This is a genomic window from Streptomyces sulfonofaciens (assembly GCF_014656295.1).
In the GTDB taxonomy this organism is placed as follows: domain Bacteria; phylum Actinomycetota; class Actinomycetes; order Streptomycetales; family Streptomycetaceae; genus Streptomyces; species Streptomyces sulfonofaciens.
This window is the reverse complement of record NZ_BNCD01000078.1, coordinates 1-850: the sequence shown is the minus strand read 5'-3', so window position 1 is coordinate 850 and position 850 is coordinate 1. Positions and strand designations below refer to the sequence as shown.

1 protein-coding gene is annotated in these 850 nt (G+C 74.1%); it reads right to left on the bottom strand.

Translation table 11 applies throughout. The features are described 5' to 3' along the window. The coding region (locus IE313_RS34640; protein ID WP_189939351.1) for a DUF4118 domain-containing protein at positions 1 to 850 on the bottom strand (850 nt) is incomplete at both ends.

The following is an 850-nucleotide window of genomic DNA, read 5'->3' as shown; positions in this document are numbered from 1 at the left end:
ACCCTGCGGTCCTCGGCGGGCAGCACCCGGCCGGACAGCGCCAGCGCCATGTGGTCGCCGACGGGCATGTCCACGTCCGCGTCCTCGGGACGTGCCACCTCTCCCGTGCCGACCGCGGCCACCGTCGACCACGCCTCCGTCTCCCCGGCCCGTTCCAGCAGGGCCACGCGGTCCATCGCGAACGTCTCGCGCAGCCGTCCGAGCAGCGCGTGCAGCGAGTCGTCCCCGCGCAGCACGCTGCCGGCCAGGAAGGACAGCACCTCGGCCTCGGCGCGCAGCCGGGCCGCCTGGTGCGTGCGCCGTGCCGCCAGGTCGACCACGGAGGCCACGGACACCGCCACGCCGACGAAGATCGCGATGGCCACGATGTTCTTCGGGTCGGCCACCGTCAGCCGGTGCAGCGGGGGAGTGAAGTAGTAGTTCAGCAGCAGCGAGCCGAAGGCCGCGGAGGCCAGCGCGGGCGCCAGCCCGCCGAGCAGGGCGGCCGCCACCGTGCAGGTCAGGAAGAGCAGCATGTCGTTGGTCAGCCCGAGCCCCGGGACGGCGTCGCGCAGCAGCAGGGTGAGCAGCACGGGCCCCGCCACACCGGTCAGCCATCCCCAGACGAGGCGCGGGCGGCCGAGCCGTGCGCCGTGCGGCACCGGAAGGCCCCGCCCCTTGGCCACCGCGTCGTGCGTGACCATGTGCACGTCCAGATCCGGGCCGCACTCACGGGCGACGGTGGCGCTCACCCCGGGGCCGAGCAGGTACTGCCAGGTCCTGCGCCTGCTGACGCCCAGCACTATCTGGGTGGCGTTGTGGCCGCGGGCGAAGGCGAGGAGCGCTTCGGGCACGTCGTCGCCGATGACAT